We start from the raw sequence: 20725 nt of genomic DNA, 5'->3' as shown, positions 1-20725 counted from the left end.
TGGGGCCAATGCGCCCCGAGGCTGCTCTAGGCGCGCGCCCCCCGAACTGTTCCGACATCACGCTCCAATCCCTTCATAGACACTGGACCACCTCCTTTCGCTTGGTTGACGTTGCCCTGATGGTGCCACGGATCGCGCGGATTTCAAAACGAAATCTGTCACTGCGACTGAAGCACCGCGACACATTGTTGTGGCAGGTCGTGCATGGTCAGGTCGCGCTTGGGTTTGGGCTTGGGCGCATTGGGGTCGGGCGGGGCGGGCCGCAGGATGTTGCGCACCCACTGATCGGCCTCGGCGCAGCCATCGCCCTGCGGCGGGGCCTCCTGCGCTTCGCATCCTCTTGTTCCCTCGGGGCAATTCAGCCTGACATGGAAATGATAGTGATGCCCCCACCACGGCCGCACCTTGCGCAGCCAGGCGCGGTCGCCGGTCTCGTCGCGGCACATCTGCGCCTTGGCCCCGGCAAAGATGAAGATGCGCGCCGTGCGCGGATCGCTGGCCGCCGCCTTGACGATCTCGTGATGGGCGCGGGTCCACTGGCTGTTGGTATAGGCACCGTCCGCGCGCTGCATCGACACCGAGGAGATGTTTTCGCGCGCCGTGCGGCTGAGGGTCAGATCGGTGGCGGGCCTGAGCCAGATGTCGATATCGAGCCCCATCTGGTGGCTCGAGTGCCCCGAGAGCATCGGCCCGCCGCGCGGCTGGCTGATGTCGCCCACATAAAGCCCGGTCCAGCCCGGTTGCGTCGCGGCAAAGCGCGAGAGGTCCTGCACGAAACCGATTGCCTTGGGATGGCCCCAGTTGCGGTTGCGGCTGAGCCGCATCGCCTGCCAGGTGGGGCCGGTTTCCGGCAGTTGCATCGCCCCGGCCAGACAGCCGCGCGCATAGCTGCCATGGGGGGCCGGCCCCTGTGCCGAGGCCTTGGCATGGCCTCCGAAAAGCTGTTTCGCGGGCACGCCGCGCATCGCGGCGGGAATGTTCTGCGATGACACGACCGCCGCGGCCGGCACCGTCTCCTTGGTTTCCATGCAGCCCGCCAGGGCCAGAACCAGAGCACCGATTAACGTGACACGTCCCATGGCCCGCGATCTCCTTCTGCCTTGACATAGCGTAGCAGAAAAAGCCCGATCAGGAAAAGCACGATGACCGGCGAAATGCCGATCCGGGCATTGCCCGAAAGCGCCGTCACCAGCCCGATGAGCGCGGGCGCAAGAAACGAGGTCGCGCGCCCCGACAGGCCGTAAAGCCCGAAGTTTTCCGTGGGATGCTCCGGGTCGGTATGGCGCACCATCAATGTGCGGCTTGCGGCCTGAAGCGTGCCGCCAAGCCCGCCGATCAGCACACCGCAGCCAAAAAAGATCATGTCGGGCAGGCGAGAGCCCTCGGCGAGCGGGACGCCGAACAATTGCGTTCGGTCCATGCTGACCACCGTCACGCAGACTGCGATCAGCCCCCAGACCGCCACTCTGATCACCGGCTTGGGGCCAAAGCGTGCATCGAGCCTGCCGCCTGCCCAACTGAACAGCGCGGCGGAGATTGCCCCGATGATGCCGAAGATCCCGACCGAGACGATGGACCATTTCAGCACCAAGACCGCATAGGTCCCGCCAAAGCCATACAGCCCGTTGAGCGCGTCGCGGTAGAACATCGACGATCCCAGATAGGCGCTGAGGCTGAGCCGGTGCCGCAGCCCCTTGACCGTGCGCCAGAGCGAGCCGAGTGCTTCGCCGACCCGTGCGCCGCGCGTCGCCGGGCCGCTTTCGCGCACCCAGAGGAAATAGGGGATCATGAAGAGCGCATACCAGAGCGCGGTGAAGGGGCCGACAAGACGCGTGCCCTCGCGCGCGCCCGCGTCCAGACCAAAGAGCGGATCGAACCCGATCAGCGTCTTGCCCGAGGGCTGTTCGACAAAGAGCAGCAGCATCAGAAAGAGCGACGTGACCCCGCCCGCATAGCCGAAGGCAAAGCCAGACCCCGAGATCGCGCCCACCTCCTCTTCGGTGCCGAGCGAGGGTAGTTGCGCGTTGATGAAGATGAGCGCGTATTCCGCCCCGATGAAGCCGAAGGCAAAGGCCATCAGCCCCCACCACAGGTTCGATCCATCGGGCAGCATCCCCCAGATCGCAGCCGCCCCCACCACATACATGACGGAAAACACGGCAATCCACGGCCTGCGCCGCCCGGTCCGGTCGGCAAAGGCCCCCATGATCGGCGCGCCAAGCCCGATGATCAGCCCCGAAATGGTCAGCGCCTGAGACCACATGGTCTGCGCCTGCGCCGCCGCCGCCTCTGGCCCCAGGCCCGTGGTCAGGAAATGCTGGGAGGCGACCGAGGCGAAATAGGGCCCGAAGATGAAGGTGACGAGCAGGGTATGATAGGGCTGGCTGGCCCAGTCGAAGAAATACCAGCCCCAGATGCGCTTGTGCTGCGAGATATCCGCCATGCCTGCCCCTCGTTTTGTCGGGATAAGACAGGCTGGGGTCGGGTCTGGCAAGCTATTCCTGCATGGGTGGCCAGGGGCGGGTTTCCTCGGCGGCGATCCAGGCGCGCACCCAGTCGGGCAGGGGTGGTGTCACCGCCTGACCCTGCCCGAGTGCCGCCAGCACCTCGGCGGTCGGCACGATGCCCGCCCGTCCCGTCACCGCAGCGCGATAGAGGATATGGCTGGCACATTCGCCGCGCGCGTTCCACATCGACTGTTCCAGATACATGAAGCGCGCATCCCAGCCAATGAGCCGCGAGCGCATCTCGACCCGTTCGAACGCCCGCACGCGCCGCCGGTAGCGCACGCTCGCGCCCGCCATGGTCAGCCCCCAGCGGTTGCGCCTGAGCCCCCCGAAAAGGCCCACGCGCCCCGCCAGCGGGATGCGCCCCAGATCGTAGAGCGTAAGGGTGCGCCCGTTATTGAGTTCGCGCCACATGTCGATATCCCAAGGCAGGCAGTAGTGGTAGGAGACATGGGTTCCGGTGAGCGGCAGCGGTGGTGATTTGCGGTGCAGGTAAAGCTGCCAGAACATGCGGGCAAAGGGATACATGGGCAAACTCCGTGGCGGTGCGGGAAGGGCGTGACAGGCGCGCCACGCCCCGTCAACCGCGACCGCGCGTCAGGCTTGCGCTCGGGGCGCGGCCCGCTTAGGTCTGAACCCGACCCGGACCAAAGGACCCGCGCCCATGCAATCGCTTTTCCAGATCCTGATGCTGATCCTCGATGTGGTATGGTTCTTCATCATCGCGCATGTGATCATGTCATGGCTGATCAACTTCCAGGTGCTCAACACCCGTCAGCAATTCGTGGCGCAGATCTGGTATGGTCTGAACCGCATACTGGAGCCGCTCTATGCCCCGGTGCGGCGCATCCTGCCGCCCATGTCCGGCATCGACCTTGCCCCGCTGGCGGTTCTGATCGGGGTCTACGCGCTTCGGATCATCCTGATGAACAACGCGGCGGCGTTTTACTGAGACGGGGGCTTGTTCACCGAATCTTAGTATGAAAATGTCCCTGCTAGAGCAGATATAGCCAATCCTCACAGGGAATCCAATGTCCGGCGCTGCCACGCTTCTGCGCGATATCTTTGGATTCGATGCCTTCCGCCCCGGTCAGGAAGAGATCGTCCACACCGTCGCTGCGGGCTGCAACACGCTGGCGATCATGCCCACGGGCGGCGGCAAATCGCTCTGCTTCCAACTGCCCGCGCTGATGCGCGACGGCGTGACGGTCGTGGTCTCGCCGCTCATCGCGCTGATGCGCGATCAGGTGCGCGCGCTGCGCGCGGCGGGCGTTTCGGCGGGCGCGCTCACCTCCGGCAATACCGAGGAAGAGACGGCCGAGGTCTGGCGCGCGCTCGACGAGGGGCGGCTGAAGCTGCTCTATCTTGCCCCCGAACGGCTGGCCTCCTCGGGCACCACCGCGATGCTGCGGCGTGTAGGCGTCAGCCTTATCGCCGTGGACGAGGCCCATTGCGTCAGCCAGTGGGGCCATGATTTCCGCCCCGACTATTTGCGCATCGGGGCGCTGAGGCGCGCGCTCGACGTGCCGCTCGCCGCCTTCACCGCCACCGCCGATGCCGAGACGCAGGCCGAGATCATCGAGAAACTGTTTGACGGCACTGCGCCGCAAAGCTTTCTCTACGGGTTCGACCGGCCCAATATCCACTTGGCCTTTGCCCCCAAGGACAACCCGCGCCGCCAGGTCCTCGATTTCGCCACCGCGCGGCGCGGGCAATCGGGCATCGTCTATTGCGGCACCCGCGCCAAGACCGAGACGCTGGCGCAGGCGCTGTCCGAGGCCGGGCACGCCGCCTGCGCCTATCACGGCGGGATGGAGGCGGGCGCGCGCCGCGAGGTCGAAGAGCGGTTCAACACCGAGGACGGGCTCATCGTGGTGGCCACGGTCGCCTTCGGCATGGGGGTGGACAAGCCCGATATCCGCTGGGTCGCCCATGCCGACCTGCCCAAATCCATCGAAAGCTACTATCAGGAGATCGGGCGCGCGGGCCGCGACGGCGCGCCCGCCGAGACGCTGACGCTTTATGGCCCCGACGACATCCGCCTGCGTCGCAGCCAGATCGACGAGGGGCTGGCCCCACCCGAGCGCCGAAATGCCGATCACGGGCGGCTCAACGCGCTTCTGGGGCTGGCCGAGGCGATCGAGTGCCGCCGGGTGAGCCTCTTGCGCTATTTCGGCGAGGACCCCGCGCCCTGCGGCAATTGTGATCTGTGCGACGCCCCGCCCGAGGGCTTTGACGGCACAGAGGCCGTGCGCATGGCGCTCTCGGCGATGCTGCGCACCGGCGAGAGCTTTGGCGCGGGGCATCTCATCGACATCCTGACCGGGACCTTGACGGACAAGGTGCGCACGCGCGGCCATGATGCGCTGCCGACCTTCGGCGTGGGCCGCGCCCATGACAAGCGGCTTTGGCAGGGGGTATTTCGGCAGATGATGGGGCATGACCTCGTTCGCCCGGACGCCGAGCGCCACGGCGCGCTGGTGATGCAGGAGGGCGCGCGCCCGATCCTGCGCGGCGAGGCCACGATCCGGCTCAGGCGCGACACGCTGAAGGCCGCCGCCCGCCCTGCGCCGCGCGCACTTGTCGCCGACGAGGACGCGCCGCTTCTGTCCGCGCTCAAGGCCAAGCGCCGCGCGCTCGCAGAGGCCGCAGGCGTGCCCGCCTATATCGTTTTCACCGATCGCACGCTGATCGAGATGGCCGAGACGCGCCCCGCCACGCTCGACGCAATGGCGCGCATCGGCGGCGTCGGCGCGACCAAGCTGGAGCGGTATGGCTCGGCCTTTCTCGAGGTGATCACAGGTGCCGGGACAGAGGCCATGCACCCCACCCGGCGCAAGCTGGCGGGGCGGCCCGAGGGCGCGCTTTACGACCGGCTGACCGAGGTGAGCCGCAGCCTCGCGCGCGGGGAGTGCGGCACGCTGCGGCCGCTGTCATGCACCAATTCGACGCTGCGCCAGATCGCAGAGCGTCGTCCCGCGACACTCGACGCCCTTGAGCGGCTGCCGGGGATGGGCCCGCAAAAGACCGAGCGTTTCGGCGCGGCCTTTCTGGACGTTCTGCACGGGGCGGACTAAATCCCCGGCCAACCCGGTAAAGGAAACAAAGATGCTGGTTGTCGTCTCGCCCGCCAAGAAACTTGACATGACCCCCGCCCCGGGCATCACCGCCACCCGGCCCGCCTTTGCCGCCGAGGCCCGGGAACTGGCACAGGTGGCGCGCGGGCTGGATGCCGGAGGGCTGCAAAAGCTCATGAAGATCTCGCTGAACCTCGCGCAGATCAACGCCGGGCGGTTCGCGGATTTCGGCACGATGGACGAAAAACCCGCCGCACTCGCCTTTGCGGGCGACACCTATCAGGGGTTGGAGGCCGGATCGCTCGATCCCGATGAGATGGCTTTCGCGCAGGATCACCTGCGCATCCTTTCGGGGCTTTACGGCCTCTTGCGCCCGCTTGATGCGATCGAGCCTTACCGGCTCGAAATGGGCAGCAGGCTGGCCACCGCGCGGGGCCGCACGCTCTATGATTTCTGGGGCGACCGGATCGCGAAGGCGCTGAAGGATCAGGCGGCAGAGGTCGGCACCGAAACGCTCGTGAACTGCGCCAGCCTGGAATATTTCGGCGCGGTCGACGAGGCCGCGCTTGGCCTTCGTGTGATCACACCCGTCTTCATGGAAGAGCGTGGCGGCGAGGCCAGGATCGTGAGTTTTTACGCCAAGCGCGCGCGGGGCGCGATGGCGCGGTTCATCATCCAGAACCGGCTGGGCGATCCGGCAAGCCTGCTCGACTTCGACACCGGCGGCTATGCCCATGCGCCGGATCTGTCCACGCCGGACCGGCCTGTCTTCCTGCGCGCTCAGCCCGCCGCCTGAATCGCCGCTTCCGGTGGGCGCACACCGGGCGGCACCGCCGCGACCATCCGTTCGACAATGGCCGCGCGCTTGAGCGGCTTCGTGAGGTAGTGATCGAGTCCGGCGTCAAGGATCTCGGTCTCGTCGCCGCTCATGGCGTGGGCGGTCATGGCGACGATGGGCACATGCCCGCCCTGCCGCGCCTCGATGGCGCGGATGGCGCGGGTGGCCTCCTTGCCGTCCATCTCGGGCATGGAGATATCCATGAAGACGATATCGGGGGCGACGCTCTGGAACAACGCCACCGCCTCGCGCCCGTTCTCGGCGAAGGTGAGGTCGATATCGAGCGCCTGAACCATCTTGGAAAAGACCAGCCGGTTTGTCTTGTTGTCCTCGGCGGCAAGCACGCGCAACGCGCGCGGGGCGGCTTCGGGCGCGGGCACGGCGGGGGCCAGCGCGGCCAGGGCCGAGATGAGGTCGCGCCGCGCCACCGGCCTTTGCAGCACCGCCTGCACGACGTTGCGGGCGGGGTCATGGGCCAGGCTGGCGGGGCTGCTGCTGAGCAGGACAATCGGCATGGCATGGCCAGCGGCGCGCAAGGCCTGCGCCAGCTCGGTCCCGTCCATGCCGGTCATCGCATGGGCCGCCACCACCAGATCGGCCCCGGCGGCCAGACCCAGCGCGCTGGCCCCGTCGCGGCAGGTCGTCACCGTCAGCCCGAGTGCAGCCAACTGTCGCTCCAGCAGTGCGCGGCAGGTATCGTGCGGCTCGACCACCAGCGCGCGCGAGAGGCGGCCCGCAAGCGACAGAACATCCGGCGCGCCCGCCTCGGCCACCGGCAGGACCAGAGACAGGCCGAAGGTCGAACCCTGCCCCGGCGCGGATTCCACCCAGATATCGCCCCCCATCAGCCGCACCAGCCGCTGCGTGATCGCAAGGCCAAGGCCGGTGCCCTCGAACTTGCGGCTTTGCGCGTCGTCCACCTGATTGAATTCGCCGAAGATGTGGCCGATCTTGTCGGCGGGGATGCCGATGCCGGTGTCCTCGATGCTGATGCGGATATCGGCTTGCGACCCTTCGCCCGCCTGCACGCCGGTCACGCGGATCAGGACATGGCCCGCCTCGGTGAACTTGACCGCATTGCCCATGAGATTGGTGAGAATCTGCCGGATGCGACCCGGATCGCCGATCAGCTGCGTCGGCAGGAAAAGGTCGTAATCCACCAGCAGATCAATCCCCTTGTCGCGGGCATGGGCCTGCATCAGCGTCACAAGCTCGTGGATGCAGCGTTCCAGATCGAAGGGCTCGGGGTGCAGCACAAGCCTGTCCGCCTCGATCTTGGAATAGTCGAGCACATCGTTGATGATGACCAGAAGCGCCTCGGCGGAATGCTTGATCGTGGTGACATAAAGGTGCTGTTCCTCGTCCAGCGCGCTTTCCATCAAGAGATCGGCCATCCCCACCACGCCGTTCATCGGCGTGCGGATCTCGTGGCTCATATTGGCGAGAAAGGCGGATTTGGCGCGGTTGGCTGCCTCGGCGCGGCGGCGCGCCTCCTTCAGCTCCTTCTCGTGGCGGATCGTTTCGGTGATGTTGTGCACGAGGCTGACCACGTCACCGCCCGCGCCGCGCTGGTCGATGATGCGGATGTAATGCCCGTTCCAGAGGCGCAGCACCTCCGGTTCGGGTGCCGCGCTCTGCCAGCGGTCGAGCATGAATTCGCGCCAGTCCTGCGGGCTGCGACCTTGGGTATTGACGATCCCCTCTTCGGTGAGGATCTGAAGGATCTCGATATAGCTGATCCCCGGCTTCACCGCCTCAAGACCGTCGAAAACCGCAAGCCAGGCGCGATTGGCCGCGATCATCCGGCTGTCGGCGTCGAAAAAGGCAAACCCGTCCTCTATGGTCTGGATCGAATGCCAGAGCCTGCGCTCGGCGATCTCGACCTTCTGATGGGCCTCGGTGAGATCGGATTTGACGCGCTGATTCTCGTCGCGCACCTCGGCCACCTCGGCGCGGGTCTCGTGGATCTCATGGCTGAGGGCGCGCGCATGAAGGCCAAGCTTGCGGTTGGCGTCCTGCAATTCGGCCTGTTTCTGTTCCAGCAGACGTTCGGCGGCCAGTCGCGCGCGCCGTTCCTCCGCCAGCTTGTTCGCCAGGCTCATGCCCCTCCTCCGCCGTGCCGGATGGTGTTCGGGCCACCATCCGGCATCGCGGTGAAGATTGGCTTAACGCCGTTCGGGCGTCAGAGGGCTTCGATGGCGAGCGCGATACCCTGACCACCGCCGATGCACATGGTGATGATCGCGCGCTTGCCGCCCGTGCGCTCCAGTTCATAAAGCGCCTTGACCGTCAGGATCGCGCCCGTGGCCCCCACCGGATGGCCAAGGGCGATGGCCCCGCCATTGGGGTTGACGCGCGCGGCGTCGAGGCCAAGCCCCTTGTTGACCGCCAGCGCCTGCGCGGCGAAGGCCTCGTTCGATTCGATCACGTCGAAATCATCCGCCGTGAGGCCGATCCGCGCGAGCAGCTTTTCCACCGCCGGAACGGGCCCGATCCCCATCACCTCGGGGCGCACCCCGGCATGGGCATAGCCGAGGATGCGCGCGCGCGGCTTCAACCCCGCCTTCTCCGCCGCCTCGGCCCGTGCAAGCACCAGAGCCGCGGCCCCGTCGTTGATACCGCTGGCATTGCCTGCGGTCACGGTGCCGTCCTTCTGGAACACGGTTTTCAACCCGGCCAGTGCCTCTGCGGTGGTGGCCTTGGGGTGTTCGTCGGTGTCAAAGGCAACCATGTCACGTTTGACGCGCACCTCCACCGGCACGATCTGCGACTTGAACCGGCCCCCGGAAATGGCCTCTGCCGCGCGGCGCTGGCTTTCCAGCGCAAAGGCGTCCTGATCGGTGCGGCTGATCCCGTGTTCGGCGGCCACGTTCTCGGCGGTGACGCCCATATGGCCGGTGCCGAACGGGCAGTTGAGCGCGCCCAGCATCATGTCACGCGTCGTGACGTCGCCCATCTTGGCGCCCCACCGCTGATCGGGGATGATGAAGGGCGAGCGGCTCATGTTCTCGACACCGCCGGCAAGGCCGAACTCGGCATCGCCAAGCGCCAGCGACTGGATCACCGAAACGATGGCCTGCGCGCCCGACCCGCAAAGCCGGTTGACGTTCATCGCGGGCGCGGTGTCGGGAATGCCGGCCTCCATCGCGCTCACGCGGCTGACATACATGTCGCGCGGCTCTGTGTTGATGACATGGCCATAGACGACATGGCCGATCTGCCCGCCCTCGACCCCGGCGCGCGCCAGCGCTTCGCGCGCGACGATGCCCCCCAGTTTTGTGGGCGGCGTGCCTGCCAGCGCCCCGCCAAAGGTTCCGATTGCCGTCCGGCACCCGTCGAGAATCACGATATCGTTCATGGCTGTCCTCCGCTCTTCAAGCCTGCGTCACGCTAGGCTGTGCAGGTGCGGCATTGCAAGGGTGATGTGGGCGTGCCGCCGCCCTCCTCGGGCCTGACCCGAGGATCTCGCGGCCTGCGCGCGGCTTGTCAGGACGGGGGCAAGGTGCTTGTGTAAGACCCGACCCCAAGGCTTGCCCGAGAGTGCCCCGCGATGACGATCCGACGATATGCCGACATCGACGAGGCGGCGCTGAGCCCTGCCGAGCAAACCCTGCTGGAGAATTGCAAGGCGGGGGTGCCGACGGTTCTGGGCGATGGGACGCTGCCCGACGGCCCGAGCGATGCGCGCCGCGTGCGGGCGGACCTGCTGCGCTATCTGATCTGCGGCGGGTGCAGGAGGTGGCCGGTCGCTGATAGCGGGGTGGACCTGACGGGGGCCTATGTGACCGGCACGCTCGACCTGGATTTCGCCACGGCGAAAGGGGCGACCGGGCTATTCGCCTGCCGGTTCGAGAACCCAATCGAGGCGCTGCAAGCGCGGTTCGAGTTCCTAAACCTAAGTCGCAGCAACATGCCGGGGCTGATGGCGCAGGGCGCGCGGGTGACGGGCAACGTGTTTCTGCGCGGGGTCACGGCAGAGGGTGAGGTGCGCCTCTCCGAGGCCATGATCGGCGGGCAGTTGGCCTGCGTGGGCGCGCGGTTCGAGAACGCAGGAGGCAGGGCGCTGAACGCGCAGGGCGCGCGGGTGACGGGCGATGTGTTTCTGCGCGGGGTTACGGCAAAGGGGGAGGTGAGCCTGGCCGGGGCCGGGATCGGCGGGCAGTTGGATTGCGAGGACGCGCGGTTCGGGAATGCGGAGGGCAAGGCGCACATCGCGCAGAATATGGCGGCGGAGGATTTTTACTGGCGCGGGGTTGCGGCGGTCAGCGGAGCGGTGGACCTGAATGGCGCAAAAGTCGCGAACCTTGTGGATGATGCGGCGAGTTGGGATTTGGTCGGGTGCCTCTATCTCAACGGATTTCGCTATGAAAGTATCCACGGCCCGATGACCGCGCAGATGCGGCTGGGCTGGGTGGCCAAGGATGCCGAGGCGGCTAACGAGTTCCGCCCGCAGCCCTATGAGCAACTGGCCAGCGTCTTCCGGGCGATGGGGCATGACGCGGACCGGCGCGCGGTGCTGATCGAGAAGGAAAACGTCGAGCGCAAGCACGCGCGGGCGCGGATGCGCGACCAGAGGCGGTTTGCGCGGCTGGTGGCGAGGGCGTCTCGAACGCCGTCAAACGAATCTTTTGCTGTGTTGAGCGAGTTCACCAAATCGGCGCAAGCGCTGGATCACGGGTTTACCATGCCCCTGTTAGAGCGCTTCGAGCTTTTCCATCTGCAATGGCCCCAGACAGGCGATGGCACCACGCCGCCCGACCGCCATGCCGTGGCGATGGCGCAGGCCGGGTTTCGCGAGCAGATTTATTGGCAAAATGCCGGGTTGCGGGCGCGGATCGCGTGGAACCATTTCAAGGATCGCATGTCGCGCTGGCTGGCGGGCTATGGCTATCAGCCGTTCAATTTCATCTGGGCTTTGTTGCTTCTCTGGGCCATCGGCGCGGGTCTGGCGCATCAGGCGTGGCAGGCGGGCGATTTTGCGCCGAACTCGGATGTGATCCTGTCCACCCCCGAATGGTGGGCGCTGGCCGAGGATGGGGCGGTGGCGAACCCGGCGGCAGAGTGGTCGGCGCGGCATGGTAAGGGGCGCGATTGGGAGACGTTTCACGCCGGGGCCTATGCGTTCGACGTGGTGGTGCCGATCGTGGTGATCGGGCAGACCGGGGCATGGGCACCCTCGACCAATCGCGGGTCGTGGGGCTGGCACCTGTGGTGGGTGCGCTGGGTGCTGACGGTGCTGGGCTGGATCGTCACCGCCGTGGGGGCGGCGGCGATCACCGGGATCATCCGGCGGGAGTGAGCGTTGGGGGGGCCGTCATCCTCGGACTTGATCCGAGGATGACGGCACTGGTGAGAGATCCCCGCTTTCGCGGGGATGACGGGGTGGCTTTCGCGGGGATGACAGGGCGGCCTTCGCGGGGATGACGGGGAGGGGGCCGTTACCCTGTCGGCTCAAGCCGTTCCCGCCCGGTCTCGGTCAGCAGCCAGCAATCCCTCCCCTCGAACACGGCAGGCCAGAGCGGGCGGCCAAAGCCTGCGCCGCCGTCAAGGTCGATCCGGTTGCCGAAATGCGCGGGATGGTCGAGCGCGGTGTGACCATGCACCACAAGCCAGGGATGCGGTGCGGCATGGTCAAGAAAACCGTCGCGGATCCACATCAGATCGGCAGGGTCCTGACGCTCGGGAGGCAATCCGGGCCGGAGACCGGCATGGACGAAGAGCAATTCGTCCGCCTCGTGCCAGAAGGGCAGGCGCGCCAGCCAGTTCCGGTGCGCCTGCGGCACGGCCGTGCGGGCCTCGGTCCATGGCGGCGCGACCTCGCGCGCCGTCACCCCGTAGGCGGCCAGCGTCTCGATCCCGCCAAGCCGGGGATGGAGCCATGACTTGCCAGACAAGATGTGTGGCGAATGGATCGTGCCGTGGTCGAGAAAGTCGAGGAAAAGCTGATCGTGATTGCCACGCAGCACGATCCAGTCGCGCCCGTCGGCCTGTCCGGCCATCAGCTGCGCGATCACCGCGCGGCTGCCCGGGCCGCGATCCACAAGGTCGCCGAGGAAGATCACGCGCGCGCCCGGCCCGCCATCGGCCTCGATCCGCTCAAGCGCCTCGGCCAGCAGGGCGTCCTGCCCGTGAATGTCGGGAATGGCATAGATGGGATCTGTCATGCGCCCAGAAAGGCCAGAGCGCGCGGCGATTGTCCAGAGCGTCAGGCCAGGAATCGCGCCGCCGCCGCACCCGCCATGTAGCTGATGCGCCCGCCCGCGACGGTCGCCCCTATCCGGCGCGTGGCGCGCTCGATCACCACCAGATCGGCGCGGGTGCCCTCGGCCAGCGTGCCGCGATCGGTCAGGCCCATGATCCGGGCAGGCCCCGAGGACACAAGCGCCCAGGCCGCAGCCAGATCGCAGATACCCTCATCGACAAGGCAAAACGCCGCCCGCGCCAGCGAGGGCGCGTGATAGTCCGAGGCGAGCGCATCGACGAGGCCCATGGCCACCATCTCGCGCGCGCCCGCATTGCCCTTGTGCGAGCCGCCGCGCACCAGATTGGGCGCGCCCATGATCACCGCATCGCCCTGCGTGCGGGCGGTCTCGGCGGCCTCGACGGTCTCGGGGAATTCCGCGATACGTGCGCCTAGGGCGTGGGCGGCGCGGCGGTCCTGTGCCGTGCTGTCGTCATGGCTGCCAAGGCGCGCGCCCTGCGCGCGCAGCCGCTGGCCAAGCGCGGCGATCCGGTCCGGCACCTCGGGCATTCGCCCGTGCAACGCCTGCAAGAGGGCCAGATGCGCCTCGGGGCTGCGTCCGGCCTTGAGCGCCTGCCCGGTCAGGCGTGGCGGGCGCTTGTCCCGCGCCAGGGCGTCATGCGGCAGGTGGTCGTTGAACACGACATAGCCCACGCCGTGCCGTGCGACCATGTCCTCCAGCGCCGGATAGTCTTCGAAACCCGTCACCTCGAGCCGCAGTTGCGCCCGCAGATCGGTGGCCACCGTGTCCCGCACATCCTCAAGCGCCGCCAGCATCCGCGCGGCAAAGCCCACGCCGCGCATCCCTCCCTCCCAACTCAGGAACTGCGCGAGATACGCCGTGGTGATGCCATGCGCGGCAAGCTCTGCCTCGGCGCTCAGAAGCCCCGCACCAAGATCGCTCAGAGCGCCGCGCCGGGGTGCCAGGTGGTGCTCGAACCCGTCGCCATGCAGGTCAATCAGACCGGGCAGGATGAGGAACCCCGAGAGGTCCACCACCCGGCCCGCGCACCCCGTCCCGATGCGGCCACCCTCGACCGCCAGATCGCCGGGGCCGGGGCCGCCCGGCCAGAGCACCTCGGCCCCGCTGAGGGTCAGCGCCGTCATTCAAAGAGCCGGTCGGTCAGCACGTCGCCAAGCGTCAGGTCATGGTCGAACCGGCCATGGGCCAGAAATTCCAGCACCTGTGCGATCACCAGCGGGTTGTTCATCAAAAACGTATGCGTCACCGGCAGGGTCAGGTGATCGGCCATGCCGTCGATCTTGGTGGAGGCGACCGAAACCTTGCCATCGTCCGGCCCCTCGATCAGGTTGGAATAGATCGGGTTGAGCGAGCGATTGCCCGCGATCACGCCCAGCTCGAAATCCACCGGCGGCAGGTTCTCGGCAAAGCTGTCCGGCCCGGTGTGAAGCTGCTGCCCCGCGGGCCCGTTGATCCAGGCAAACAGCTCCAGCCCGCCCAGTTCGTCCACCAGTTGACTGCCATGGTTGGGGGGGGCCAGCATGACCACGCGGCCAAGGTTTTCGGGCCGGTTGTCGCGCAGCCAGTGGCGCAACAGGATGCCGCCCATCGAATGGGTGACGAAATGCACCGTCGTCTCGCCGCAGACGCGCAAGGCAAAGGGCAGCGTCTCGCGCGCCAGCCGGTCGATCTCGGTCTCGGTGGAGCGGTATCCGGGGCTGAACACGTCATAACCTTGCGCCTCCAGAACCTCTTCCATCACCAGAAACGAGGTCTCGGAGCGCGCCAGCCCATGCAGCAGCACCACGCAATCGGCGCGGGCGGGATGGCTCCAGAGGAGCAGGGCAAGAAGGGTCACGCGGATCATGGCAACGAGATAGGCGGAAAGCCACGCTGTGAACAGGGGAGATGTGTCATCCGCTGTCGCGTCCCGTCACTCCCCGCCCTGCGTGCCGTCATCCTCCGGCCTGACCGGAGGATCTCTTGTCGCCAAAGATCCCCCGCTTTCACGCGGAGGACGGGGCCGACACTCAGCCCCTTGCGCGTGCCTCTGCCGCGGCGCGGATCGCGCTCAGCGTGGTGCGCGGGCTGATCGCTTCGGGGGCGATGGCGAGGTCAAGCACGGCGGCGGTGCCGCAGGCGCGGGCGCGCGCGAAAGCCGCCGCGAAATCCTCGGTCCGTTCCACCCGCTCGCCGTGAAAGCCATAGGCGCGCGCCAATGCCGCGAAATCGGGGCTGACCATCTCGGTGCCCGAGATGCGGCCGGGATATTCGCGCTCCTGATGGGCGCGGATCGTGCCGTAGATGCCGTTGTTGAGGATCAGTACCACGGGCCGCGCGCCGACCTGTGCAGCGGTGGCCAGTTCCTGACAGGTCATCTGGAAATCGCCGTCGCCCGCGAAACAGACCACCAGCCGCTCGGGGTGCACGACCGAGGCGGCAATCGCGGCGGGCAGGCCATATCCCATCGCCCCCGATTGTGGCGCGAGATAGCGCATCTCGCCGCCATATTTCAGGAAACGCCCCGACCAGATTGCGAAATTGCCCGCGCCATTGGTGATGATCGCATCCTCGGGCAGCACCTCGCGCAGATGCGCGCAGACGCGGCCCATATCGACGGGCGAGGGTTGATCGGGCAAATCGAACGTCGCTTCCCATGCCGCGCGCCCCTCCGCGCGCCACGCGGCCCAATCGCCCGTGACCGGCCCGCCGGCCGCCAGCGCCGAGGCAAAGGCGTTCGGTCCGGCATGAAGCCCCAGCGCGGGCTGGTAGACCTTGCCAAGCTCCAGATCAGAGCCGTGAACATGGATCACCCGCTGCGCCGGTTCGGGGACCGAAAGCGCGGTATAGCCATCGGTCGAGGTCTCGCCGAAGCGCGCGTTGAGCGCGAGGATCACGTCGGCGCGGGTGATGAGGTCGCGCACATGGGGCACCATGCCCACCCCGGCCTCGCCGCAATAGACGGGCGAGTGGTTGTCGAACCGGTCCTGATAGCGAAAGACCGAGAGCACAGGCATGTCCGAGCCTTCGGCAAAGCCGCGCAGCGCCGCGCGCCCTGCCTGCGACCAGTTGCCACCGCCGTAAAGGATGAGCGGGCGGCGCGCGCCCGCGAGCATCGCGCGCGCTTCATCCAGCGCCGCAGGCTCGGGCGCGGCCTCGGCATAGCGGGCAGGGCCGGTGAGGGCGGGCACCTCGGTGAGGCTTGTCAGCATGTTCTCGGGCAGGGCCACCACCACCGGGCCGGGACGCCCGACAAGGGCCGTTTTCCATGCCCGCGCAACGATCTCGGGGATGCGGTCCACATCGTCGATTTCCACCGCCCATTTGGCAAGCGGGCCGAAGGCGGCGCGGTAATCCACCTCCTGAAACGCCTCGCGGCCCTTCATGTCGGTGCCGACCTGCCCGACGAATAGGATCATCGGCGCGCTGTCCTGCATCGCGGTATGCACACCGATGGCGGCATTGGTGGCCCCGGGGCCGCGCGTGACCCAGGCAATGCCGGGGCTGCCCGTCAGCTTGCCATAGGCGGCGGCCATGAAGGCCGCGCCTCCCTCCTGACGGCACAGGATGTAATCGAGCCGCCCGCGCGTGTCATGGAGCGCGTCGAGCACGGCAAGATAGCTCTCTCCCGGCACGCCGAACCCGTGCCGCGCCCCGAGCGCCAGCAGACACTCCACCAGCAATTGCCCGCCATTGCGCCTGTTGCCCTGCATCATGGTCTCCCTTGTCCAGATCGCGGCGAGCCTGCCCTCGGGTCACGCCAATGACAAGCCCTACCAGCGCGAGAGCGCGTCCTCATCCTCGTCGCGGGCGGCGACCCAGTTGGCACCGCCGCCGACATGCTCTTTCTTCCAGAAGGGCGCGCGGGACTTGAGGTAATCCATCAGGAAGTCGGCGGCCTGAAACGCATCCGCGCGGTGGCGCGATGCGGTGGCCACCATCATGATCAGATCGTCGGCGCGCAGCCGTCCGAACCGGTGCAGGATCAGCACATCGCCCAGCGACCAGCGCGCATGGGCCTCTTCGGCGATCTTTGTCAGCGCGCGTTCGGTCATGCCGGGGTAATGCTCGATCTCCATGACATCGAGCCCCTCCGTGACATCGCGCACGATGCCGGTAAAGGTCACGACCGCGCCCATGCCGCTTTGCCGCGCGGCAAAGGCGCGGGCCTCCTCGCCCAGATCAAAGGGGGTCTCCTGAACGCGGATATCCACCGCTCAGCCCCCGGTCATGGGCGGAAAGAAGGCCACCTCGCGCACACCCGCAAGCGGGGCGTCGAAATCGGCAAGCTCCTGATCCACCGCCACCCGCAGCGCCGAGAGATCGGCGAAGGCCGCCTGATACCGCTCTTCGCGCGCGCGCAACTCCTCGACCAGGTCGCGCACGGTGGCGGCCTCGGTCTCGATCCGGTCCTTGGGGGTACCGATGCGTTCGCGCACCCAGGCGAAATAGAGCACATCCATCAGCGGTCATCCTTGAGATAGGGCAGGGCCTTCATGAGGTAATCCGCCCCGGTGATCAGGGTCAGCGCAGCGGCGATCCAGAGCAGCACCACGCCGATATTGCCCGACCAGATCATGCCCTCGTATTTCCACCAAAGCCCCAGAACATCCTCAACCTGCCCGTCGAGAATGCCCATCACCAGAGCCTCGTCCATGCCGAAAATCGACATGCCGAAATAATGTTCGAACACCCCTTGGGCAAAGAGCACGGCAATGGCGATCATCTGCGCCGTGGTCTTCCACTTGGCCAGTTGCGTGACCCGGAGCGTGCCCGCCGTATCGCCGAGAAACTCGCGCAGGCCCGAAACGAACACCTCCCGGAACAGGATCACCGTGGCAGGCAGCACCAGCCAGGGCGACATCGACGAATAGCCCACGATCACCATGAGTGCGATCACCACCATCGCCTTGTCGGCGATGGGGTCGAGCATGGTGCCGATTTTCGTGACCTGTTTCCAGTTGCGGGCAAGATAGCCGTCGAACCAGTCGGTGATGGCCGCGCCGACAAAAAGGATGAGCGCGAACCAGTCGGCATAGGGCCGGGTGAAATAGAGGAACATCACCGCCACGCCGGGGGCCGCAAGCAGCCGGATCATGGTCAGGATATTGGGCACGGTCCACGTCATGAGCCGTTTCTAGCCTGACCCGGTGACAAGGGAAAGCGCGGGTTTGGCCGCGCCCACTTCCCCCGACCCGCCCGGTCTGCCATATTGCCGCCCAACCCATAAAAGCAAAAGAGCAGCGGCATGAACGATCTCCTGAGCCCTTCCCCCGCCTCCACCTATGACGCCTCTTCCATTCAGGTGCTCGAGGACATGGAGCATGTCCGCCTGCGCCCCGGCATGTATATCGGCGGCAAGGATGACCGCGCCCTGCATCACATGGTGGCCGAGATCATCGACAATTCGATGGACGAGGCGGTGGCGGGGCATGCCACCTGGATCGAGGTGGAACTGCACGCCAATGGCCATGTCAGCGTGCGCGACAACGGGCGCGGCATCCCGGTCGATCCGCACCCCAAGGACCCGTCGAAATCCGCGCTCGAGATCATCTTCTGCACGCTGAACGCGGGCGGCAAGTTCTCGGGCGACAGCTATCAGACCTCTGGCGGTCTGCACGGCGTTGGCTCGTCGGTCGTCAATGCGCTCTCGGATCACCTTCGGGTCGAGGTGGCGCGCAACCGAGAGCTTTACATGATGGAGTTTTCGCGCGGGATGCCGCAGGCACCCTTGGCCAAGATCGGGGCCGCCCCCAACCGGCGCGGCACCTCTGTGACCTTCCATCCCGACCCCGAGATCTTTGGCTCTCTCAGCCTCAAGCCGGCGCGGCTCTTCAAGATGGCGCGCTCCAAGGCCTATCTCTTCTCGGGCGTGGAAATCCGCTGGAAAACCGAGATCAGCGATGGCGAGACGCCCGCCGAGGCGACGTTCAAGTTTCCCGGCGGCCTTGCCGATTACCTGGCCGAGACGCTGGGCGGGGCCACCACCTATGCCGAGCGTCCCTTTGCCGGATCGGTCGATTTCCGCGACAAGTTCAACGTGCCGGGCAAGGTGGAATGGGCGATCAACTGGACACCCGCGCGCGACGGCTTTCTCCAGTCCTATTGCAACACCGTGCCCACGCCTGAGGGCGGCACCCATGAGGCCGGGTTCTGGGCCGCGATCCTCAAGGGGATCAAGGGCTATGGCGAGTTGTCCAGCAACCGCAAGGCCGCGCAGATCACCCGCGAGGACCTGATTTCGGGGGGCTGCGCGCTGGTCTCGTGCTTCATCCGCGAGCCGGAATTCGTCGGCCAGACCAAGGACCGGCTGGCCACGACCGAGGCCGCGCGCATGGTCGAAGGCGCGGTGCGCGACCATTTCGACAACTGGCTGGCCGCCGATACCAAATCGGCGGGCGCGATCCTCGATTTCCTGGTGCTGCGCGCCGAGGAGCGGCTGCGCCGGCGGCAGGAGAAGGAGACCGCGCGCAAGACCGCCACCAAGAAACTGCGCCTGCCCGGCAAGCTGGTCGATTGCACCTCGGCCACGCGCGAGGGCACGGAGTTGTTCATCGTCGAGGGGGATTCGGCGGGCGGTTCGGCCAAGATGGGGCGGGACCGCAAGACGCAGGCGCTCTTGCCGCTGCGGGGCAAGATCCTGAACGTGCTGGGGGCGGCGTCGTCAAAACTGGGCAGCAATCAGGAAATCAGCGATCTCACGCAGGCGCTGGGCGTCGGGCTGGGGACGAAATTCAACCTTGATGATCTGCGCTATGACAAGATCATCATCATGACCGACGCGGACGTGGATGGCGCGCATATTGCGGCGTTGCTGATGACCTTCTTCTTCACGCAAATGCGCCCGATGATCGACGCGGGCCATTTGTATCTGGCCTGCCCGCCGCTCTATCGGCTGACGCAGGGCGCGAAACGGGTCTATTGTCTGGATGAGGCCGAGCGCGATCTCTGGCTGGCAAAAGGGCTGGGGGGAAAGGGCAAGATCGACGTCAGCCGCTTCAAGGGTCTGGGCGAGATGGACGCCAAGGATCTGAAAGAGACGACCATGGACCCCGCCTCGCGCAAACTCATCCGCGTGACGATCGACGAGGATGAGCCGGGAGAGACCGGCGATCTGGTGGAGCGGTTAATGGGCAAGAAGCCGGAATTGCGGTTCCAGTATATCTCGGAGAATGCACGGTTTGTGGAGGAGTTGGATGTATGAGGGGGGACTGCGGACTTTGCGGAGTTCCGGGAGAGCTTCAAAGAAGCCATATTATTCCTAAGTTTGTTTTCCGTTGGCAGAAGAAAACGAGCCCAACAGGCTATCTTAGAACTGGGCAAACAATTGATCGACGCCAGCAAGATGGTTTTACCCAAGAAATGCTGTGTAAGAAGTGCGAAGGTGATCTTTCAGTTTTTGAAAATCGTTTCAAAGCTAGCATCTTCGATAACGCAGTTCAAAAGAAACCAAGTAAATTCACATACGACCAATGGTTGTCTAAATTTGCGCTATCGGTCGTTTGGCGCGCGACGCAAATGGATCAATTTGGGGGCACAGTTGGTTCTCAACTGGATGATAGGTCTAAGGCTTTGCTGGATAACGCAATTGCTCATTGGCGTAACCAATTATTGGGAAATGAAAGTAGTTATGGGCGCTTTCCAATACATATTTTTGAACATTGGCAACTGCACGATGCCAATCACGAAGACCTTCCTGGAATCTGGAACCGATACTTGAACAGACATAGTGTAATTCGGTTGATCAAGAATGATCCGACCGAATTATTTGTCGTCTACGTTAAAATGGGTCCAGTAGCAATTTTTGGCCATATTTCTAAACCTAAAAAGAGATGGAGAGGCACAAGAATAAATACCGCGAAGGGTATCTATGACAGCACTGACGTACGTTTGCCAGAAGACATATTCTATCTGTATATGTATGAGGCGCAGGACCATCACGAACTAATCTCTTCTGTATCTGAGAAACAACAGGACATTATCTACGACACCATGACGAGCGATATAGAGAGGGCCAAAGATAGCGATAGCTGGCGAGATGTTTTGGCTGATGTTTCACGCTTTAACAAAAACGCATTTATCCAAAAGAAATGAATGGCA

General features: G+C 65.7%; 18 protein-coding genes. 6 read left to right on the top strand and 12 right to left on the bottom strand.

Annotation, left to right across the window (positions count from 1 at the left end):
- Positions 1-158: 158 nt before the first annotated feature.
- The 3 genes from mepA to ACSSV8_RS05310 are packed head-to-tail and all read right to left on the bottom strand — an operon-like array spanning position 159 to position 3035.
- Entirely contained in the window at positions 159-1079 is a 921-nt protein-coding gene (gene mepA / locus ACSSV8_RS05320; RefSeq protein ID WP_354537386.1) for a penicillin-insensitive murein endopeptidase, read from the bottom strand.
- Entirely contained in the window at positions 1061-2443 is a 1383-nt protein-coding gene (locus ACSSV8_RS05315; protein WP_454281754.1) for an MFS transporter, read from the bottom strand. The genes mepA and ACSSV8_RS05315 overlap by 19 nt, the downstream gene beginning before the upstream one ends.
- A gap of 52 nt (positions 2444-2495) precedes the next feature.
- Positions 2496-3035, bottom strand: coding sequence for an acyl-CoA thioesterase (locus ACSSV8_RS05310; protein ID WP_354537384.1), 540 nt, complete (start codon positions 3033-3035; stop codon positions 2496-2498).
- Positions 3036-3171: 136 nt separating this feature from the next.
- Between ACSSV8_RS05310 and ACSSV8_RS05305 the strand changes: the two genes are divergently transcribed.
- The 3 genes from ACSSV8_RS05305 (at position 3172) to yaaA (ending at position 6380) form a co-directional block, all read left to right on the top strand.
- On the top strand, positions 3172-3459 hold the full coding sequence (locus ACSSV8_RS05305) for a YggT family protein (RefSeq protein ID WP_454281753.1): 288 nt from the start codon (positions 3172-3174) through the stop codon (positions 3457-3459).
- Positions 3460-3538: 79 nt separating this feature from the next.
- On the top strand, positions 3539-5584 hold the full coding sequence (recQ, locus tag ACSSV8_RS05300) for a DNA helicase RecQ (RefSeq protein ID WP_454281752.1): 2046 nt from the start codon (positions 3539-3541) through the stop codon (positions 5582-5584).
- 31 nt (positions 5585-5615) lie between these two features.
- Positions 5616-6380 carry a peroxide stress protein YaaA gene (yaaA, locus tag ACSSV8_RS05295; RefSeq protein ID WP_354537381.1) on the top strand — a complete coding sequence of 255 codons (765 nt, stop codon included), beginning with the start codon at positions 5616-5618 and terminating at the stop codon, positions 6378-6380.
- Here the strand turns inward: yaaA and ACSSV8_RS05290 are convergent.
- A complete protein-coding gene (locus ACSSV8_RS05290; RefSeq protein WP_454281751.1) occupies positions 6365-8524 on the bottom strand; it encodes a response regulator in 2160 nt (719 codons plus the stop codon). The genes yaaA and ACSSV8_RS05290 overlap by 16 nt on opposite strands.
- A gap of 80 nt (positions 8525-8604) precedes the next feature.
- Entirely contained in the window at positions 8605-9780 is a 1176-nt protein-coding gene (locus ACSSV8_RS05285) for an acetyl-CoA C-acyltransferase family protein (RefSeq protein WP_454281750.1), read from the bottom strand.
- Positions 9781-9972: 192 nt separating this feature from the next.
- Here ACSSV8_RS05285 and ACSSV8_RS05280 point away from each other — a divergent pair, with 192 nt between their 5' ends.
- Positions 9973-11721 (top strand): hypothetical protein, encoded by a 1749-nt coding sequence (locus ACSSV8_RS05280; RefSeq protein ID WP_454281749.1) that lies wholly within the window; start codon positions 9973-9975, stop codon positions 11719-11721.
- A gap of 139 nt (positions 11722-11860) precedes the next feature.
- On the opposite strand, the gene ACSSV8_RS05275 is transcribed toward ACSSV8_RS05280, so the two are convergent.
- The 7 genes from ACSSV8_RS05275 to pgsA form a co-directional block, all read right to left on the bottom strand.
- The gene (locus tag ACSSV8_RS05275; protein ID WP_454281748.1) at positions 11861-12586 is read right to left on the bottom strand and encodes a metallophosphoesterase; all 726 of its coding nucleotides are present in this window, start codon (positions 12584-12586) and stop codon (positions 11861-11863) included.
- Positions 12587-12627: 41 nt separating this feature from the next.
- Positions 12628-13770, bottom strand: coding sequence for an alpha-D-ribose 1-methylphosphonate 5-triphosphate diphosphatase (locus ACSSV8_RS05270; RefSeq protein ID WP_454281747.1), 1143 nt, complete (start codon positions 13768-13770; stop codon positions 12628-12630).
- The gene (locus tag ACSSV8_RS05265) at positions 13767-14492 is read right to left on the bottom strand and encodes an esterase/lipase family protein (RefSeq protein WP_454281746.1); all 726 of its coding nucleotides are present in this window, start codon (positions 14490-14492) and stop codon (positions 13767-13769) included. Before ACSSV8_RS05265 ends, ACSSV8_RS05270 begins: the two co-directional genes overlap by 4 nt.
- Before the next feature lie 163 nt (positions 14493-14655).
- Positions 14656-16338 (bottom strand): thiamine pyrophosphate-dependent enzyme, encoded by a 1683-nt coding sequence (locus tag ACSSV8_RS05260; RefSeq protein WP_454281745.1) that lies wholly within the window; start codon positions 16336-16338, stop codon positions 14656-14658.
- A 60-nt stretch (positions 16339-16398) separates the two neighbouring features.
- Positions 16399-16839, bottom strand: coding sequence for a molybdenum cofactor biosynthesis protein MoaE (locus tag ACSSV8_RS05255; protein ID WP_354539969.1), 441 nt, complete (start codon positions 16837-16839; stop codon positions 16399-16401).
- A gap of 3 nt (positions 16840-16842) precedes the next feature.
- Positions 16843-17088, bottom strand: coding sequence for a molybdopterin converting factor subunit 1 (moaD, locus tag ACSSV8_RS05250; protein ID WP_354539968.1), 246 nt, complete (start codon positions 17086-17088; stop codon positions 16843-16845).
- The gene (gene pgsA / locus ACSSV8_RS05245; protein WP_454281744.1) at positions 17088-17753 is read right to left on the bottom strand and encodes a CDP-diacylglycerol--glycerol-3-phosphate 3-phosphatidyltransferase; all 666 of its coding nucleotides are present in this window, start codon (positions 17751-17753) and stop codon (positions 17088-17090) included. The genes moaD and pgsA overlap by 1 nt, the downstream gene beginning before the upstream one ends.
- Before the next feature lie 120 nt (positions 17754-17873).
- Between pgsA and parE the strand changes: the two genes are divergently transcribed.
- The gene (parE, locus tag ACSSV8_RS05240; RefSeq protein WP_454281743.1) at positions 17874-19829 is read left to right on the top strand and encodes a DNA topoisomerase IV subunit B; all 1956 of its coding nucleotides are present in this window, start codon (positions 17874-17876) and stop codon (positions 19827-19829) included.
- Positions 19826-20719, top strand: a complete 894-nt coding sequence (locus ACSSV8_RS05235) for a hypothetical protein (RefSeq protein ID WP_454281742.1) — start codon at positions 19826-19828, stop codon at positions 20717-20719. The genes parE and ACSSV8_RS05235 overlap by 4 nt, the downstream gene beginning before the upstream one ends.
- Positions 20720-20725: the final 6 nt, after the last annotated feature.

Source organism: Roseovarius sp. MBR-79 (genome assembly GCF_053628555.1).
The sequence above is the reverse complement of the archived record's forward strand: the minus strand, read 5'-3'. Positions and strand labels throughout refer to the sequence as shown.

Coding starts and splice junctions, on each gene's coding strand:
- ACSSV8_RS05265 (WP_454281746.1), bottom strand. CDS start 14,492: ATGATCCGCGTGACCCTTCTTGCCCTGCTCCTCTGGAGCCATCCCGCC.
- parE (WP_454281743.1), top strand. CDS start 17,874: ATGAACGATCTCCTGAGCCCTTCCCCCGCCTCCACCTATGACGCCTCT.
- yaaA (WP_354537381.1), top strand. CDS start 5,616: ATGCTGGTTGTCGTCTCGCCCGCCAAGAAACTTGACATGACCCCCGCC.
- ACSSV8_RS05285 (WP_454281750.1), bottom strand. CDS start 9,780: ATGAACGATATCGTGATTCTCGACGGGTGCCGGACGGCAATCGGAACC.
- ACSSV8_RS05315 (WP_454281754.1), bottom strand. CDS start 2,443: ATGGCGGATATCTCGCAGCACAAGCGCATCTGGGGCTGGTATTTCTTC.
- ACSSV8_RS05290 (WP_454281751.1), bottom strand. CDS start 8,524: ATGAGCCTGGCGAACAAGCTGGCGGAGGAACGGCGCGCGCGACTGGCC.
- ACSSV8_RS05260 (WP_454281745.1), bottom strand. CDS start 16,338: ATGCAGGGCAACAGGCGCAATGGCGGGCAATTGCTGGTGGAGTGTCTG.
- ACSSV8_RS05235 (WP_454281742.1), top strand. CDS start 19,826: ATGAGGGGGGACTGCGGACTTTGCGGAGTTCCGGGAGAGCTTCAAAGA.
- ACSSV8_RS05280 (WP_454281749.1), top strand. CDS start 9,973: ATGACGATCCGACGATATGCCGACATCGACGAGGCGGCGCTGAGCCCT.
- moaD (WP_354539968.1), bottom strand. CDS start 17,088: ATGGATGTGCTCTATTTCGCCTGGGTGCGCGAACGCATCGGTACCCCC.
- ACSSV8_RS05270 (WP_454281747.1), bottom strand. CDS start 13,770: ATGACGGCGCTGACCCTCAGCGGGGCCGAGGTGCTCTGGCCGGGCGGC.
- ACSSV8_RS05310 (WP_354537384.1), bottom strand. CDS start 3,035: ATGTATCCCTTTGCCCGCATGTTCTGGCAGCTTTACCTGCACCGCAAA.
- mepA (WP_354537386.1), bottom strand. CDS start 1,079: ATGGGACGTGTCACGTTAATCGGTGCTCTGGTTCTGGCCCTGGCGGGC.
- ACSSV8_RS05275 (WP_454281748.1), bottom strand. CDS start 12,586: ATGACAGATCCCATCTATGCCATTCCCGACATTCACGGGCAGGACGCC.
- recQ (WP_454281752.1), top strand. CDS start 3,539: ATGTCCGGCGCTGCCACGCTTCTGCGCGATATCTTTGGATTCGATGCC.
- pgsA (WP_454281744.1), bottom strand. CDS start 17,753: ATGACGTGGACCGTGCCCAATATCCTGACCATGATCCGGCTGCTTGCG.
- ACSSV8_RS05305 (WP_454281753.1), top strand. CDS start 3,172: ATGCAATCGCTTTTCCAGATCCTGATGCTGATCCTCGATGTGGTATGG.